Annotated in this window: 16 protein-coding genes, 1 tRNA gene and 1 pseudogene; 9 read left to right on the top strand and 9 right to left on the bottom strand. The window is 54.1% G+C overall.

Annotated features, from left to right (window positions below):
- Positions 1–4: 4 nt before the first annotated feature.
- The 3 genes from RHP47_RS06440 to menB form a co-directional block, all read right to left on the bottom strand.
- Positions 5–1423 (bottom strand): TrkA-related ion transporter, encoded by a 1419-nt coding sequence (locus RHP47_RS06440; RefSeq protein WP_190278273.1) that lies wholly within the window; start codon positions 1421–1423, stop codon positions 5–7.
- Positions 1424–1488: 65 nt separating this feature from the next.
- A complete protein-coding gene (locus RHP47_RS06435) occupies positions 1489–1737 on the bottom strand; it encodes a Ycf34 family protein (RefSeq protein WP_149819240.1) in 249 nt (82 codons plus the stop codon).
- A 44-nt stretch (positions 1738–1781) separates the two neighbouring features.
- Entirely contained in the window at positions 1782–2618 is an 837-nt protein-coding gene (gene menB / locus RHP47_RS06430) for a 1,4-dihydroxy-2-naphthoyl-CoA synthase (protein ID WP_310841351.1), read from the bottom strand.
- A gap of 155 nt (positions 2619–2773) precedes the next feature.
- Here menB and RHP47_RS13035 point away from each other — a divergent pair.
- From RHP47_RS13035 to rpmB, 6 genes and pseudogenes are all read left to right on the top strand, one after another.
- Positions 2774–3001 (top strand): annotated as a pseudogene (locus tag RHP47_RS13035) (hypothetical protein); the annotation flags it as partial.
- A gap of 166 nt (positions 3002–3167) precedes the next feature.
- The gene (pcrA, locus tag RHP47_RS06425; protein WP_310841350.1) at positions 3168–5489 is read left to right on the top strand and encodes a DNA helicase PcrA; all 2322 of its coding nucleotides are present in this window, start codon (positions 3168–3170) and stop codon (positions 5487–5489) included.
- Between the two features lie 124 nt (positions 5490–5613).
- Positions 5614–6060: a hypothetical protein gene (locus RHP47_RS06420; RefSeq protein WP_310841348.1), complete on the top strand. Its 447-nt coding sequence runs from the start codon at positions 5614–5616 to the stop codon at positions 6058–6060.
- A gap of 62 nt (positions 6061–6122) precedes the next feature.
- Positions 6123–6206 (top strand) — tRNA-Leu (locus RHP47_RS06415).
- A gap of 59 nt (positions 6207–6265) precedes the next feature.
- A complete protein-coding gene (locus tag RHP47_RS06410) occupies positions 6266–6904 on the top strand; it encodes an LON peptidase substrate-binding domain-containing protein (RefSeq protein ID WP_149819234.1) in 639 nt (212 codons plus the stop codon).
- Positions 6905–6985: 81 nt separating this feature from the next.
- Positions 6986–7222: a 50S ribosomal protein L28 gene (gene rpmB / locus RHP47_RS06405; protein WP_149819231.1), complete on the top strand. Its 237-nt coding sequence runs from the start codon at positions 6986–6988 to the stop codon at positions 7220–7222.
- A 14-nt stretch (positions 7223–7236) separates the two neighbouring features.
- Here rpmB and RHP47_RS06400 read toward each other — a convergent pair whose 3' ends face one another.
- Both RHP47_RS06400 and psb27 read right to left on the bottom strand, forming a co-directional pair.
- Positions 7237–7947, bottom strand: a complete 711-nt coding sequence (locus RHP47_RS06400; protein ID WP_149819229.1) for a M15 family metallopeptidase — start codon at positions 7945–7947, stop codon at positions 7237–7239.
- A gap of 5 nt (positions 7948–7952) precedes the next feature.
- Positions 7953–8357: a photosystem II protein Psb27 gene (gene psb27 / locus RHP47_RS06395; protein WP_286669075.1), complete on the bottom strand. Its 405-nt coding sequence runs from the start codon at positions 8355–8357 to the stop codon at positions 7953–7955.
- A 171-nt stretch (positions 8358–8528) separates the two neighbouring features.
- Here psb27 and RHP47_RS06390 point away from each other — a divergent pair, with 171 nt between their 5' ends.
- Complete coding sequence (locus tag RHP47_RS06390) at positions 8529–9071, top strand: NADAR family protein (RefSeq protein ID WP_226972031.1); 543 nt, start codon at positions 8529–8531, stop codon at positions 9069–9071.
- Here the strand turns inward: RHP47_RS06390 and mutL are convergent.
- From mutL to RHP47_RS06375, 3 genes are read right to left on the bottom strand one after another with little or no spacing between them, the layout of a single operon-like run.
- Positions 9013–10623 (bottom strand): DNA mismatch repair endonuclease MutL, encoded by a 1611-nt coding sequence (gene mutL, locus RHP47_RS06385; protein WP_310841344.1) that lies wholly within the window; start codon positions 10621–10623, stop codon positions 9013–9015. The genes RHP47_RS06390 and mutL overlap by 59 nt on opposite strands.
- The gene (gene coaBC / locus RHP47_RS06380) at positions 10623–11837 is read right to left on the bottom strand and encodes a bifunctional phosphopantothenoylcysteine decarboxylase/phosphopantothenate--cysteine ligase CoaBC (RefSeq protein WP_286649976.1); all 1215 of its coding nucleotides are present in this window, start codon (positions 11835–11837) and stop codon (positions 10623–10625) included. Before coaBC ends, mutL begins: the two co-directional genes overlap by 1 nt.
- The gene (locus RHP47_RS06375) at positions 11824–12039 is read right to left on the bottom strand and encodes a DUF2555 domain-containing protein (RefSeq protein WP_149819222.1); all 216 of its coding nucleotides are present in this window, start codon (positions 12037–12039) and stop codon (positions 11824–11826) included. The genes coaBC and RHP47_RS06375 overlap by 14 nt, the downstream gene beginning before the upstream one ends.
- Positions 12040–12423: 384 nt before the next feature.
- On the opposite strand from RHP47_RS06375, the gene RHP47_RS06370 reads away from it, so the two are divergent.
- The gene (locus RHP47_RS06370) at positions 12424–15579 is read left to right on the top strand and encodes an EAL domain-containing protein (RefSeq protein WP_310841342.1); all 3156 of its coding nucleotides are present in this window, start codon (positions 12424–12426) and stop codon (positions 15577–15579) included.
- An 81-nt stretch (positions 15580–15660) separates the two neighbouring features.
- Positions 15661–16035 (top strand): hypothetical protein, encoded by a 375-nt coding sequence (locus RHP47_RS06365; protein WP_149819218.1) that lies wholly within the window; start codon positions 15661–15663, stop codon positions 16033–16035.
- Here RHP47_RS06365 and RHP47_RS06360 read toward each other — a convergent pair.
- A complete protein-coding gene (locus tag RHP47_RS06360) occupies positions 16032–16508 on the bottom strand; it encodes a Dps family protein (protein WP_149819216.1) in 477 nt (158 codons plus the stop codon). The two genes, RHP47_RS06365 and RHP47_RS06360, sit on opposite strands and share 4 nt — an antisense overlap.
- Positions 16509–16529: the final 21 nt, after the last annotated feature.

Below are 16529 nucleotides of genomic sequence, written 5' to 3'. Positions count from 1 at the left end.
GAGCTTATCCCCACTGTGGATACTGCCGCGCAATCACAACCACATAGTCCCCCCCTTGCAGCTCATAGTCCATTGGTGGGTTAATCTCCGTCTGGCGACGCCCCTCAATGCGACGTTCCACAGCAACTAAGAGGGCATCGTACTGCTCCTTGAGGTGTCGTTGCGCATGCCAAAAGGTTTTGCCTGCCAGCGTTGACGGCAAAGGCAGCCGATAAAATTGGTTTCCCACCTGTACTGTTAGCAATTCCGCAAAAACATCCATCGCCCCTTGATTGCGTACTGCATTGCCAATCAGGTGACCCGCCATTTCATCAGCCACCACCACATCTTCCACCCCTGCCGCCTGAAGTTGCACATTATTATTGCGATCCAAAAGCTGGGCACAGGTGTAAATCGTTGGATTGAGTTTTTCCATGGTCAGTGCAGCGAGAACCGTTCGGGCATCGCGGTCTTGATCACTGCGGGGCTGGCTGGTATCCGCCAAGAGAATGGCACGGGAGGCGTGGTAAATCTGCACCTTCTCTAAAACGTCAATGCGGGTATAGTCTCCCGAATAAAAGTAGAGGCGATTTTGATCTACTCTCCGCAACTCACTCAAGGGCAACTGTTCAAGTTCAGCAACAATGACAATCGGTGCATGGCGGGTTTGGGGATCGGTTTGCAACTCCTGCAACACTAGGGGGGCACTGCGATTCCAGCCACAGAGAATAATGTGGTTGCGCAACTCATCCAAGTCAAAGTTCTTAATGCTCATGACTGATTGCAACCGTTGCACCATGAAGGCAGACACCACCCCTGTAAACACTGCAAACAAAGTCAGCCCCGACAAAACCACCACTAGGGTAATGATCCGCCCGGCATGGGTTTTGGGATAGGCACCAATGGGTTCGGCGGACACTAAGGAAAAGAAGCTGTACCACAGGGCATCCCCAAGGGTCTCGATGTCTGGGTTTGAGGTTCCTTCGATAATATAAAAAGCCAGTCCCCCAAAGAGCATGATCAACACAATGATTAACAGTGCTGAAATTTGGGCACCGTAGAGACCAGAAATCTGGGGAGAAATGTAGTGTAGGTTGCGATTGATCAAAATCGAGGCACGGGGTAGGCGCAAAAGGGGCAGCAGACGAAACAGGGGCCACTGGGGCGGCATCGGTAAAATCGCGACTAGATCAAGCCAGTAGTGGCGGAAAAATCGTTGCTTTTTGCGGGCGATCGCAAAGCGTAGGAATAACTCAACAACAAAGCACAGCCGTAGGGGCAAATCCGCCAGCATCAGAAAAAAATTAGGGTGGCCGGGCTGTACCCAGAAAAGATCGACCACCACTAAAAGTACCCATAGTAGGAGCAAAACCAGCAGGCTAATTTCTACCTGTGGTGCGTGCAGAAATAGATCAAGCTGTTGTCTTAGCCGGCTTTGTCCCATGAGTGCCGCTAGAAGAGAACATCAAATTGCCGCGATTTGCCGCGATCGCCGGCTAACCATCAGATTTAGGTGGGAATCAATTCTCCTGGACGCAGTTTTGCCCACCGTCCCTGTTCTTCGACAAAACTGGCACAACCAACCACATCCCACTCCAAGAGAATCTCTTCCCCTTGGGTACGGATGTTGATATTGATCGTCGGCTCAATCGGGTCAAAGTCTGGTGTGAGGGTCAGATGGGGCTGTTGGTGCTGCTCTTCAACGGCATAGTATGTGGTGCAGCGATCCACAAGGGCGCAGTTAACACAGATACACATGGCGAACTCTCCCAATGCCACATGCTCCTACTCTAGCGCATCCCTTAGGGGCGCCAAGGGAACTGCTGAAAGTTGGGGGAACGTTTTTCCAAAAAGGCGTTTTTGCCCTCGGTACTCTCTTCAGTGAGGTAGTACAGCAAGGTTGCATTGCCAGCTAATTCCTGTAGGCCGGCTTGACCATCACAATCGGCATTAAAGGCCGCCTTCAAGCAGCGAATGGCCAAGGGACTTTTGGTGAGAATCTCTTGCGCCCAGCGGATCCCCTCCGCCTCCAGCTCCTCAACGGGGACAACAGCATTGACTAGACCCATCGCTAAGGCTTCCTGAGCTGTATATTGTCGACAGAGAAACCAAATTTCGCGCGCTTTTTTCTGGCCGACAATGCGGGCAAGATAACTGGCACCAAACCCCGCATCAAAACTACCCACCCGTGGCCCCGTTTGACCAAAAATGGCATTCTCAGCAGCAATGGTGAGGTCACAGACCAAGTGCAGCACATGGCCACCGCCAATGGCATAGCCGGCCACAAGGGCAATCACCACCTTTGGCAGGGAGCGAATTTGCCGTTGCAGATCCAGCACATTCAGCCGTGCTACCCCCTGATCATCCAGATAGCCTGCCTCACCCCGAATACTTTGGTCACCACCCGCACAAAAGGCATACTTACCATCGGTGTGGGGGCCTGCCCCGGTGAGCAAGACAACGCCAATCGTGGGATCGTTGCGGGCATCCTCAAAGGCCTGACTCATTTCGACAATGGTTTGGGGACGAAAGGCATTGCGCTTGTGGGGACGGTTAATCGTAATTTTGGCAATGCCCGTCGTTTTGTGGTACAGGATGTCAGTGTAGTGGTGAACCTGCTGCCAGTGGACGCTGTCCATAGAGTGTGATGGGTAAGATGGATTCTCATTGTAACCTGAGGGGTTCTCGGGTTTAGAGGGGAGCAAAATCGCAAAAAAAATTAACATCCACCACCTAGGGGAGGCTAGGAGAGCTATGTTAGGCTGTTGCTGACAATAGTTTGTGCTTCTTTGCTATGAGCGACCTCCTCAACACCTGCCCCAATTTGCAAGCGGATTGCGATCGCCTCCTTGAGCTGTTGAATGCGGAACCCAAGCTGCGCTCCTTATGATATTACGCCAGTTCAAACTTCCCTGCGCAAGGTGGTTTCGCCAACATTTGAGATTGTTTTTGCGGGGCCTTTTAGTGCTGGCAATCAATGCTCATCAATGCGCTGTTGGAGCGCGAACTCCTCTACAGTGCCCGAGATCCCCTGTGGGATGATATCGCCTCAAACCCAAGGCTGGCAGGAGGGTCAACCCATCGCCGTCTGATGCTGTGATGCCCGCAGTACTGGCGGATGGGGGGCTAACCCGTTGGCTGGTCATAGCAGGTATCATAAAACTTTAGGCGAATGGGCGTAGCAGCAAATGAGTAGGGATTTTCTGGCAGGACTGAATCCATCACAACGGCGGGCGGTGGAGCACTATTGTGGCCCGATGTTGGTGGTGGCAGGCGCCGGTTCCGGGAAAACTCGCACGCTCACCTATCGCATTGCCCATTTGATTCGCCAGCATCAGGTGGCACCAGAAAATATCTTGGCGGTGACGTTTACCAATAAGGCCGCCCGCGAAATGAAGGAGCGGCTTGAAGCTCTCTTTGGTCAAGAGGTGGCTCAGCAACTCTACAGGCGAGACTGGCTGGATCTCTCTCCCCTCGAACAACAGCGGGTGCGATCGCGAGTCTATCAAACCTACACGAAGTCCCTTTGGATTGGCACGTTCCACAGCCTGTGTGCCCGACTCCTGCGCTTGGAAATAGAGGCCTATCAACATCCCCAAGGGTATCGCTGGACGCGGCATTTCACCATTTTTGATGAGTCAGATGTGCAAAGCCTGATTAAGGAAATTGCCACTGCGGAACTCAATCTCGATGAGCGCAAGCATGATCCGCGCGGTATCCGCTACAAAATTAGCCATGCCAAAAACCGAGGGCTAAGCCCCGATCAATTGGAGCAGGAACAGCGATCGCCCGCTGGCCGGGTGGCCGCAGAAGTTTATCGTCGCTATGAGGCAACCCTTGCCCAGAATAACGCCCTTGACTTTGATGATTTGATTTTGCGAACGGTGCAGCTGCTACAACAGCACCCTGAGCGCCTTGAGTATTGGCATCAGCAATTCCAACATATTCTGGTGGATGAGTACCAAGACACCAACCGCACCCAATACAATCTCATTCGGCTACTGGCCACCAATGGTACGCCACCGCAACAGTTTCAGAATTGGGGCGATCGCTCGATTTTTGTCGTCGGCGATGTGGATCAGTCCATTTATTCCTTTCGCTGCGCTGATTTCACTATCCTGATGAATTTCCAACAGGATTTTGGCGATCGCCTGCCCGATAACCACAGCCGCACAATGATTAAGTTGGAAGAAAACTATCGCTCCACAGCCAACATTTTGCAGGCCGCCAATCATCTCATTGAGCACAACAACGAACGCATTGATAAAGTGCTGCGTCCCACCAAAGGAGAAGGCGCTCCCATTCACTGCGAGTGTTGCCACACTGAAACCGATGAAGCCGATTTTGTTGCCCGAACCATCAAAGCCTTGGGCAGTCAATCCCTCGAACCCCAATGGGGACGGTTTGCCATTCTCTACCGCACCAACGCCCAATCGCGCCCCTTTGAGGAGGCCTTAGTGCGTGCCAACATTCCCTACACCGTGGTTGGTGGTCTCAAATTCTATGAGCGCAAGGAAGTCAAGGATGTTCTCGCTTATTTGCGGCTGCTGCAAAACCCCCAAGACACCGTGAGTCTGCGGCGAATTATCAACGTGCCACGACGCGGCATTGGCAAAACCAGTTTGGATCGCCTCAGTGACGCCGCGCAAACCCTTGGCATTTCCCTGTGGGATTTAATTACCGATACCGAATCCATGACGCCCTTGGCCGGGCGAGCCAGTCGTGCCGTGCAGCAGTTTGTGACCCTCATGACCCGCCTGCGATCGCTAGTGGACGACATTGAATTGCCTGAACTAGTGAAAACCGTGATTGAAGAGACAGGCTACCGCCGCGAACTCGAAAACGAAGGCACTGACGAAAGCCTAGAGCGACTGCAAAACCTAATGGAATTGGTTAACGCTGCCCAGCAATTTAGCGAAGAAAACGAGGGGGCAAGCCTCAGCGATTTTCTCAACAGTTCTGCCCTTGCCTCGGATTTGGATACCTTGCAGGAGGGAGAGGGCGTCGTTTCCCTGATGACCTTGCATGCCGCTAAGGGGCTAGAATTTCCCGTTGTCTTTTTGGTGGGCATGGAGCAGGGACTCTTTCCCAACTTCCGCAGTCTCAACGACCCCATGGCCCTTGAAGAAGAACGCCGCCTTTGCTATGTCGGCATCACCCGTGCCCAAGAACAACTCTTTCTCACCTTTGCCCAAAGCCGTCGCCGCTACGGTGGCAGTGAAGATACGATTCCTTCGCAATTTTTGACAGAGCTACCCCCAGAACTGCTGACAGGGAATGTTCAACGACGACCCAAAATGGCTGCTGTCACGAAGCTATCCCCCGCACGGTTGAGCAAGGCTGCTGCCTCTCCTTGGCGGGTGGGCGATCGCATTCTCCATCCTGTCTATGGCGAAGGGGAAATTACCCATGTCTTTAACACTGGCTCGAAGCTCTCCTTGGCGATTCGTTTCCCACGTCGCGGGCAAAAGGTGGTGGATCCCCGGCTGACACCCCTTGAACGGCTATAAATCGAGCGAACCGATCCGAGCTGAACAATATGAAGTCCTATTGCAGGATGCGGCTGTTTGGGTGCCATTCACACTTTTTGAGCGTCAGGATAAGCATGAACTTATAGGAACTTAGGAACTTCCCGTGAGCAACAGCATTATTGCAGCAACCCTTCTTGCCCTCAGCGTTGGGGCGCACACCTACGCGATCGCCCCCCAAGTGCCCGCAATGGTCGCTCAGCAAGCCCAACCCGCAGGCACCACCTTCTATGCTGATATGGGCGAGGGTCTATTTCGCATCAGTGGCCGCCCGAACCAAAAAGTAACGTTTATGAGCATTGCCATTGATCCGCAAAAGGTGGCGGATATTAATATGCAACTGGCGGATGGCAACTATATTGGCTTCTCTGGTAACGTCATGCAGCAGGATGCCTACAATCTGCGGATTCGCTTGACCAGTTCTGGTATGGCCGATGCCAATGGCACCCTCAATATTCGTTATGGCGGTCAGCAGTCCATTCTCAACTTGGCGGGCAATGGTCAATTGGATGGTCAGCCCTTTGTGCTCACCTTCCGAGGCAAGATGAAATAATGAGTTGACAGAACTCCACCAAACCCAAGATAATAAAGGATCGCTGACCAAAATCTACACGAGCGGAACTGGCGGAATTGGTAGACGCGCTAGATTCAGGTTCTAGTGTCCGCAAGGACTTCGGGGTTCAAGTCCCCGGTTCCGCATCCTAGGAAGCCTGCAAAGTACGGTACGATAGAAGCATTGGCTTCTGTGCGCTGTCATTATGGCTTTTTCGTCCATTGCCGTTCGCGAACTCCCCATTTTTCCCTTGCCGGATGTTGTGCTCTTTCCGGGGCGACCCCTGCCACTCCACATTTTTGAATTTCGCTACCGCATCATGATGAATACGATTCTTGAGAGCGATCGCCGCTTTGGCATCGTGATGTGGGATCCACAGACGGGACGGCCAGCCACGGTGGGCTGTTGTGCGGAAGTGCGTCGCTACGAACGGCTTCCCGATGATCGCATGCTCATTGATTCCTTGGGTCAGCAGCGGTTTCGCATCTTGGACTACGTGCGCGAAAAACCCTACCGCGTTGGACTAGTGGAGTGGATTGAGGATGAACCCACCAGCATTGATCTGCGCCCCTTGGCCAAGGAAGTGCGGCAACTTCTTGAGGATGTGGTGCGCCTTTCAGCGAAGTTGACCGAGCAACCCATGGAGCTGCCCCCCGATGTGCCCACGGCTGCCCTTGAACTGTCCTATTGGATTGCCAGTAATTTTCGCGGTGTCGCTCAGGAGCAGCAACGTCTTCTAGAGCTACAATCCACCTACGATCGCCTACTGCGGGAAGCAGAAATTTTAACCACCACCCGCAATCACTTGGCGGCCCGCACCGTCCTCAAGGAAACCTTCAAATAGGCCGTGTGCTTCTCGGCGGAATATGTTACGCTAGAAGTCTTGGTTATTTTGCATCACATTGCCTTGCAGGGGAGAAAACCAATGAGCCGCGTTTGTCAACTGACTGGAAAAAAAGCCAATAACGCCTACGCTATTTCCCACTCCCACCGGCGGACGAAAAAACTGCAAGAAGTGAATTTGCAATGGAAACGGGTGTGGTGGCCAGAAGGCAACCGTTGGGTGCGGCTGCGCCTCTCTACCAAAGCCATTAAAACCCTTGAGCGCAAAGGCCTGAGTGCATTTGCCAAAGAAGCGGGGTTGAATCTCAACAAGCTCTAAGGGATTAGCTAGCCTTAAAGATCGATGCGGCCATAGCGAGCGAGGATGTCCCGCTGGCCAGTCTGTTGCTGCGTTTGCCAAGCCCACAACTGATCCCCAAGGGAAAAGTGCCACCACTCATTGGGATGGCGCTGAAAGCCTGCATGGCGCATTGCCTGATAGAGAATTTGGCGGCGTTGGGCAAAGCAAGCGGCATGGGTCTCTTCAGGATGGCGATCGTAAAAATCGGGAAAAGAACGTTCAGAAATTTCATCAATGACACCCCCCATCTCCAAGGGATGGCCTGCGGGGTCAGCGAGGGTAAGGTCAACGGCAGCGCCGGTACTGTGGGGGGGTGGTTGCTGGGGGTCTGAACTGGGCACCGCCCAAAATTGATCAACCTGTTGCCAAATCTCGCGGGCGATCGCTGGCTCAAGTTGCTGCGCATCATACCCCCGTTCTTGACAGAGGGTAGCAAAGGTATGCGCCACCATGAACTGCTGTACCGCAATTGGGCGATAGGCATCAAAAATCGCCAGTTGCCAGCCGTAAGGTTCTAGGAACGCTTGGGCGCGCTCAAGGGCAGCAATGACCCCCACCCGCAACCAAAAGGGAGAGGCTTTGCCATAGGGGGCACCTCGGCTTTGATAGGGATGGGGTTGCAGCCGCAGAAAGGTAGGTGGAATAGGCGCTAGGGGTTCCCCACACTCTGCAATCGGAATCTTGGTATAGGGCTTATCCCCCATTGGGACTAGGACTTGGCTTCGCGATCAAGGGCGAGTTCAACTTGCTTAAACTCTTGTTCGAGGCGGGCTTTCAGCTTCTCCGGGAGGGGACGATTGGGATAGGAACTGTAGTGACCCGCAAGGGAGTTGAGGGCAGTTTGCATCGTCATAAAGGAAGAGAGCGATCGCAGGGAGGCATCGCGACGATAGAGGGCAAAGAAGTCATTCAGTTTTTTGCGAGCCTCTGCTTGAGCGGCCTTCTTGTTGGGGTCATTATCCGGTAGGGCGATCGCTTCGCGCAGGCTACTGATCAGCGCAAGGGTATCTTCACGGAAATTTCCCGTTAGCCCCGTGGGCACATTAGCACAACTGGTCAGGAGTAGTGACACACTTAGGAAAAGTGCCCAAACCATCGCCCAAAAACGTTTCATATCAAACCCCAAAACAAAATTAGGTCTTAAGATACCCATGAGGCTGATCTTAGCAAGAATTGGCTCCCCTAACCCGCTTCTGTCTCTGCGAAAAGGGCTGTATTTGGGGCATGATGATCTCAGTCCTCATCAATGCTTAGGTGATCAAGGGGTGCGGGAACGCGGTTGGCAATGACCATCTACTTTTATCGCGTCAAGGATGCCTACGGCAGTTTTTCCAATTTCTCTCCCCACGGTTTTACCCTTGAGGGCTACTACTGGCCAACAGCGGAGCACTACTACCAAGCCCATAAATTCTTTGGCACTGCCCATGAGGCCTTTGGTCATGCCATTCGCATCGCCCCAACTCCCGAAGCGGCTGCCCAACTCGGTCGCAGTGGTCGTTACCCCGTGCATCCTCAGTGGGATCAACTGAAACAGCCAGTGATGTGGCGTGCCCTTGTGGCCAAATTTACCACCCATCCCGACCTGCGGGAACTGCTCTTAGCAACTGGGGATGAAGAATTGGTGGAAGATTCCCCAGTAGATAGCTATTGGGGTTGTGGGGGCGATCGCCAAGGCTCGAACTACCTAGGACGGCTGCTGATGCATCTGCGGCATTGTCTGCGCCAAGGGGCAGATCTTCACACTTTCACCCCTCTGCAAGATTGCCAATCTAAAGGCCATGACTTTTGCCCACCACCCAGTGACGACGGAAAAAACGGGCAAGGCTAGATTCTTGCAGTTGCAGACAGATGGGGCGACCATGGGGGCAGGTGTGGGGTTGACGGCAGCGGTACCACTGATCCACAAGGGTTTGCATTTCTGCAAGGGTGAGGGGCGTGCCGTTACGAATGGCGCTGCGACAGGCAACGGCCACCTTAGCAGCAGTTAGATCCGCCCCTTGGCTGAGTTCAATCAGGGCAGCTACTACATCGGGGCGATCGCGCAATAGAGCAGGCACACTGCGCACTGCCCAAACCTGTACCCCAAAGGGAGCGATCGCCAACCCCCATTCCTGCAGGCGTTGCACTTGCGTCTCCGTGAGGGAGTCCACCAACACCGGCTGCTCTAGCTCCACCACCTGCCAATCTGTTTCAATTTGCTCGTACAGCACCCGTTCATGGGCAATGTGCTGCTCAATCAACCAGATGCCTTCGGCGTGCTCAACAATAATGTACGTATTGTGCAACTGGCCAACCACCTTGAGGGCTGACTGGGGCGATGGACTGGGGGATAACAAGGTTCGATAGCGGCCAGGGGGTTCAGCAGCTTTAAGCAGGTGATAGCTCGTTGTGGGGACGGTTGGGGAGGCCAGCAGTTGGCCAATGCGCTCGACTAACAGAGCTTGCCATTGCTCTGGCTCCCGCAGATAGATTGTGCGCTTTTGGGGTGCTGCAGACCAATCAATCGCCGCCGGGGGTAAATGGAGATGGGCAATACACAGGGGAAAGCGCTGCCGCGGTAGACCGCGACCAAAGGCCTCAAGAATCACCTGCTGCCACGAGGGATCACTGTGCAGTTCCACCCAACGACCATTAACAGCCACCCCTAACCAATCGGGATGGGGGCGATGGTGACAATCTGGTAGAGCCAAGACCAGTTCAATTTGGGCATCGCTCATTTGGCGCAGATCCTGAGGGTGGATTTTGGGGAGCAGCTGGAGCAGGCGATCGCCCAAAGACGCCACCGCCGGCCAGTGGTGCCAGCGCTTTCCATCCTTAAGGAGATGCCAAGCCACCTGCGGGAAACACAGGGCAATTTCCTGAAGGCGCCGCTGAACCTGTTTGGGATTGACCCCCTGCTGTCGTTGCGGCCAGTCCTGAAAAAGTTGCTCAGCAATGACGCGAGTCCCCACGGCCATTCCTAGAGGACGCTGGCTGCGCACTTGACCCTGGGCATCATAACTCACTTGCCAACCGGTCTCCGCCTCACGGTGGCGAGTGCAAATCGTTAACTGTGCCATTTGCGCCAAACTGTGGAGGGCTTGACCGCGAAATCCCAAGGTTGTGATGTCCGCCAATTCCCCGCTGGGGGGCAACTTGCTGCTGGTGTAGGGGAGAGCCACTTGGGTGAGATCTGCCCAGCGAATCCCTTCGCCATTGTCTGTGACCTCAAGATGCCATGCTGAAGGGCGCCAGTGGAGGTGAATGCGACTCGCCCCGGCATCGAGGGCATTTTCCACCAGTTCTTGGACAACCGTGGCTAGGGAGTCGAGGGTTTCAGCGGCAGCGATCGCTTGCCGCATTGGTGCTGGTAGAGGCACCACCGTCAGGACATCGCTCATCAGAGCCATTCTTGGGCAACGTCAAAAATTTGGTGGGCCAGAATTAACTTTGGTACCTTGGCAAGGTTGCGCGATCGCCCCTGCCGATCCAGCACCACCGCTGCGTTTTCGTTGCTGCCAAAGCCACCATCGGCTTGATCCACCGCATTGGCAACTATCAAATCCAAGCCCTTGCGTTCTAGCTTTTCGCGGGCGGGCGTTACAATATCCCCCGTTTGGGCAGCAAAACCAATCAGACGTTGGTGGGGTTGGCGCATCTGAGCCACCGCTTGCAAAATATCGGGCACCGGACTCAGGGGTAAGGCGGTAGGCAACTCCGATTTCGGCAGCTTTCCCGACCACTGTTGGGCCGGGCGGACATCGCCAACGGCGGCAGCCATCACCAGCCAATCTGCCTCTGGCCACACCTCAAGGACAGCTTTGCACATTGCTTCGCTACTGATTGCTTCAATAGCGCGTACCTGGGCTGGGATCGGCTCGGCGATCGCCCCATGAATCAACGTCACCTTTGCACCGCGATGCAGGGCTGCCCTTGCCAGAGCGATCCCCATTTTCCCCGTTGCCGGATTACCAATGAAGCGCACTGTATCCCAATATTCACGGGTGCCCCCCGCCGTAATCAGCAGATGCTTGCCAGCTAAGTCTCGCTGGCCGTGGGTATAGGCCAAGGAGTCCAAATAGGCAATGATTTCCTGCGTCTCCGCCATCCGCCCCACACCGACGCTGTCACAGGCCAAGCGGCCATAGGCCGGGGGTAAGCAATGATAACGGGGCTGTTGTTGCAGTTGTTGCCAATGGCTCTGTACCGTCGGTTGCTCCCACATGGTCGTGTTCATGGCCGGTGCCACCAAGATGGGTATTTGGGAGGCCAGCACCGTACTGGTCAGTAGGTTATCCGCCAAACCCAGCACCAGCTTTGCCAACGTATTGGCCGTGAGGGGAGCAATCAACATCAGCGTTGCCTTTTCTGCCAGTTCAATGTGTAGCGGTCGCGGCGCTTGGGGATGCCAAAAATCCGCATCTGTGAGTACCGATTGCCGGCACAGGGTCGAAAGGGTCAACGGCGTAACGAACTGCGAGGCGGTCTCTGAAAGGATGGCAGACACTTGCCACCCCGCCTTTACTTGCGTGGAGATCACATCACAGATTTTATAGGCAGCAATGCCACCCCCCACCCCCACTAATAAATGGGGAACTGCCCTAGGACTCGTCAAAGGCTTCTAAATCCAGAAGGTACAAGTAAGGCTCGACTAACTCCGGCCGCTGAAAGGCAATGGCCCGCAGCAGATGCCAGTCTTCAAGGGCAGCAAAGGGTGTATCGTAATCATCCTCCTCAAGCCGTCGTGCCAAGGCAGCCACCTCCTGGGGGGTGAGGTGATTGATATACTCCTGAGTGTAGTGGTGAGTTGTTTGCATACCCCCTCCTGCAGGACGCCTAAAGAGTTGTCCTACAACACTAGTTTACATACCCCTTGGCCTCAACCCCAAGATTGAGGAGCTAGACTAAAAAAGCTACTGCCCTGCGGGGTACGATGTCCCTAGCCAGTTTTACCCCTGCCTATGACCAATCCCCAATTCTTACGAGTGGTTGCTCTGTTGAGTCTAGGGGTAGCAACAGCTGTTTTTATAGAGTGGGTTCTCGCTGCCATCACTTCCCACTCGCCTCTCTTGGTCGGTATTGATGTTTTTGCTGCCATCGCCCTTGGGTTAACCGCATTGGCCATCACCCTCATGGGATCTAGGGGCAGAGATCGAGAATTAGCATGCCTCCCCCAGCTCTGTGGCCTAGTGCTTGTTCTCATGGGGGTGGCAATTGCCGTAGCAGTTTTCAATGCTCAGGAAATCACTGCTTCATGGCAAGCGCTGTCTTTGCCGGCCTACACCAGTTTGCTACGGCCTGTGGCCTTTATAGGGCTAGGGGTGGCCCTGTGGGGGGTCAGGGGGGAGCGAAGTTGGCAAGTGATTTTCGGTCAAGGAGGGGCAATCACAAGTGCCTGTCTGCTGTTCCTTGAGGTATTGGCCGGTCTGTACCAATTGCCGCTGTCTCTTAGTGCCTCTGCCCTTGGCCAAATCCTCGCCTGCGTTCTTCTTGGGCTGTTGAACCTCTGCCTTATGCAATGGCATCCCTCCCTAGGGGTGATGCGTTACTTCAGTTCACAAAGGATAGGTGGCCTACTCTTGCGGCGATTGTTGCCTTGGAGCATCCTTGGCCCCCTCCTCATTGGTTGGGTAATTCAATGGGTACACCACGATCGCCTATGGCTTTCGGAGCGCTTAGCCCAAGAGGTGCAGATCATCAGTATCATCGCTTTTTGGGTCACTCTTTTGGTTACGGAGGCTCAGCATCTGAACCAAGTAGAGCAGGAGCGGCAGTCATTTTGGCGCGCCTACACTGAGATGGACGAGGTGTTCCGCAACAGCCTGCTTTTATCACCGCTGCCGATGGCGTTGGTGGCGGCGGATGGTCAACTGTGGTTGATGAATCGGGCATGGCAAGAGCAAACCGGCAGCAGCCCAGAGGAAATCCCCACATGGGAGGGGTGGTTAGCCATTGCCTTTCCTGAAGCAGCGCAACGCCAGTGGGCGGCCACAGAATTCCAACGCTGCCTTATAACGCAGGCACGGGTTGAGCATGGGGATGTGTGCATCCGCACTCGCGCCAACCAAGAGCGTATTTGGCAGATGGTTTCCCTGCCCCTGCAACTGCCCAACGGCAACCAACAGTTCATTTTACTGACGGCAGTGGATGTCACGCGACAACGGCAGCTGACCCAGCAACTTGCAGCCCAGCAAACGGAACTTGAGGCGCAGGTGATTGCCCGCACCCTCGATTTGCACAACGTCAATGGGGAACTCCAGGCCGCCCAAGAAAAGCTCAATCAACTGTTGGATCGCGCCGATGCCTTTGTCAGTGAAATACGGCTCTTTCCTGATGGCTCTTGGTGCTATGAGTATCTCTCCCAAGGGCACCTGCGCATTCTCGGCTACAGCCCCCTTGACTTTCAAGAAGACCCGAATCTTTGGCGATCGCGGGTTCCCTCCGAGGACTGGGAAGCCTATCATCGTCCCTTTCGCGAGAAATTACTCCAAGAAGGCTGTGCCCACACCGAATATCGCTTTCAACATCGCGACGGCCATGAGGTGTGGATTTCCCTCAATGCCACCGCTGAACCTCAAGGGGATGGCAGTTACCTGATCACCACGGTGGGGGTGGATGTCACCCAACGCAAAAAAGCGATGCTAGCCCTAGTGGAAAGTGAAACCCGTTTTCGCCAGATGGCCGATGCCTCACCTTTGATGATCTGGCTGGCAGATAGCAAAGGCACCATTGAGTTTGCCAACCAAACCATTTGCCGCGTCTTGGGCGCCTCCTTAGACCAAATCCTTGGCTGGAACTGGTTAGACCTTGTCCATCCTGAGGATCGGGAGCGCACAGAGCAGGCCATCCGTCTTGCCGTTGAGCAGCAGCAAAGCTATGAAATTGAGCACCGCCTGCGCAATGGCCAAGGTGTCTATCGCTGGGTACTCAAGCAAGCGGCACCCCGCTATGCCGAAGACGGCACTTGCATTGGCTACCTTGGTTCCTGCTTGGACATCACCAACATCAAGCTAGCGGAGGAGAAATTGCGGCAACTGGCTTGCCAGGATAGTTTAACGAATCTCCCCAATCGCGCCTTCCTCACAGAAAAAATCGATCAACTGCTGGCTGCCTACCACCGCGGTGACATTCCGCCCTTTGCCGTTTTGTTTTTGGATTTGGATCGGTTTAAGGTCATCAATGATAGCTTGGGTCATGATGCCGGCGACGAGTTACTTCTAGAAATTGCCCATCGCCTTCGGTCGAGTATGCGCCAGCAGGAGATCGTTGGCCGATTGGGGGGAGACGAGTTTATTGCCATCCTCGAACACATTGAGGGTCTCCAGCAGATTTATGAGTATGGCGATCGCCTGCGCCGTTGCATTAGTGAACCCTATGTGCTCAAGGGCACTGAGGTAAGTGTCAGCGTCAGCATTGGCATCGCCATTGTTAATTCTCGTTACCGCACTGCCGGTGAACTGCTGCGGGATGCTGATATTGCCATGTATGCTGCCAAGGCGCAAGGGTGCAACGGTATGCAACTCTTTGAATCGGAGCACCACCAAGCGGTTTACACCCGCTTACAACGGGAACAGGAATTTCGCCGTGCCCTAGAGCAGGAGCAACTAGCGCTCTTCTACCAGCCCATTGTCAGCCTCAGTCAGGACAGCCTTGTTGGTTTTGAAGTATTAGTTCGCTGGCAGCATCCCGAAAACGGTTGGATCAGTCCGGCAGAATTTTTGCCCTTGGCTCTGGGGTTGGGTCTAGCCACAAAACTGGATCAATGGGTTCTGCAAAAGGCAATTTTCAACCTCTACCAATGGCAACAGACACTGGGTTCTCGGGCTGCCGACTTCACCCTCAGTGTCAATATTTCCAGTGCTTTCTTTAATTCTGGCCAAATGGTTCCTTTGCTCAAGCATCTGTTGCCGCTCTATGGGATTCGCGGCCAGCAAGTGATTCTGGAGATTACTGAGGAAGTGATCATGCCCGATTCAAGGTTTGCCCAAGAGCAATTGGAGGCGCTCCAAGCCCTTGATATTCGCTGTGGCATTGATGACTTTGGCACTGGCTATTCCTCCCTCAGCCGCCTGAGCCAACTGCCGTTGTATACCCTAAAGATTGACCAGTCCTTTGTCCGAGACATCGAAACCAATTTCCAAAATTTAGAAATTGTTCGTGCCATTATTAGCCTCGCCCGAACCCTGCAACTAGAAGTGGTTGCCGAAGGCATTGAACATCTCTCCCAAAAGCAGTGCTTGCAGGCGTTGGGCTGTCAGCGGGGTCAGGGGTTTCTCTTTGGTGAACCCCTCTCTGAGGAGCAAGCGCACCAGTTACTACAAGCGAGGATCACGCCTTGTCAAACGGAAAGCAAATAATTGTTGCATCAAGACCGTTATCTAGGGGTCAGCAAAGCCCCTTGGCTATCTTAGATAAAGACCGCTGAGTGGAGAAGCCTGATGACCCAGCCGCTGATTGCTAGCCTCATGCTGAGTCTTTCCCTTGGGGGAGCGATCGCCCCCTTGGCCATTGCCCAAGCAACTAATCCTGAGCCTGTCAACATTGTCGAGTTAGTTCGCGCTCGCAACTATGCCCGCCAAGCTGCAGAACGAACCAATGGCGGATTAAGTCGCTATCGAGCCGAGCAGTCCATGCATGGGCCTGTCCGTGAAGCTCCCTATGTGCGCAATGCCGACGGCTCCTACACGTTTCGGATTTTGGGCCATCGAGTCAGCAATGGCGTGCCCGCATCCCTGCCCAGTATCGAAACTGTCGTTACTGTGGCTGCCGATGGACGCACCACCATTGACTACAACGGCCCGATTCGCAACTAACTGACCAAGCCATCGCCTTTGGCTAAAAACTCCTTGAGGAACCAGCGATGTTTTTGGTGGGTTTGCACCAAACGGGTGTAGAGGTCAGCCGTACCAATGTCGCCCGCCTCAGTGGCCACTTCTGCATCTTGGTGCATCTCGGTAATGATCAGCTCATGGTTAGCGATCGCCTCCTCAATCATTTGCTTGACCGTGAGTTGGCCGCTTGAGGGGGTTACCGTTGCCACTTTGAGATAGTCTGCGGGGTCTGCCACTGGCTGGCCATCAAGCATCAAGCTACGCTCAGCCAGTTCATCAATCATGGCAAAGACTTCTGTTCCCTGTTCTTCAAACAGCAGGTGCAACTCCCGAAACAAGGGGCCATAGGTTAGCCAGTGGTACTTTTTATAGTTCAGATACAGGACAACCGCATTGGCCTGTTCCCGTTTCAGCGTGGTCAGCACTTGCTCTTTCAGCGTTGTTGTTGCACTCATAGTGGTCTCCTTTGACAGTTA

Source organism: Thermosynechococcus sp. QKsg1, assembly GCF_031586415.1.
GTDB lineage: Bacteria > Cyanobacteriota > Cyanobacteriia > Thermosynechococcales > Thermosynechococcaceae > Thermosynechococcus.
This window is presented reverse-complemented; position numbering and strand designations above follow the sequence as displayed.